This window comes from Bartonella capreoli (assembly GCF_902813205.1).
Taxonomy (GTDB): Bacteria; Pseudomonadota; Alphaproteobacteria; order Rhizobiales; family Rhizobiaceae; genus Bartonella; species Bartonella schoenbuchensis.
Genome location: NZ_CADDZX010000332.1, coordinates 1 through 402 on the forward strand (window position 1 = coordinate 1; position 402 = coordinate 402).

Here is a 402-nt window from a genome sequence, read left to right on the forward strand (position 1 = left end):
GTAAGTGTGTAATATGGGTCCCTTCTACTAATAAATTATAAGGTAGAGACCACAATTTTGATAAGGCTGGATTTGATAAACGAAGGCGACCATCAGTTCCCAAAACCACTACACCTTCTGAAAGTTTGTCAAGTGTTTCCCCTTGTATTTTAATTAATGTGTTATAGCGCCGCTCAAGATCAATTTTTTCAGTAAGATTTTCGTAAAGCCAAGTAACACCTCCTTGCGGATGAGGGCTAGCAATAACCCGCACTGTACGTCCATCGCGAAGATTCCAAATTTGTTGGTCCGATTCTATTTGCTGGTAAGCTTTAAAAAGCTATTCTTTCCATGCACGCCAATCAGAATGTTCACCAAGCAATCCGTTGTCAAGCAATTGTTCCAGAAGCAATGAATGACTTG

1 pseudogene is annotated in these 402 nt (G+C 40.0%); it reads right to left on the reverse strand.

The annotated features are described in order from the left end of the window. Window positions 1-402: pseudogene (locus tag J7R05_RS08665) on the reverse strand (histidine kinase); the annotation flags it as partial.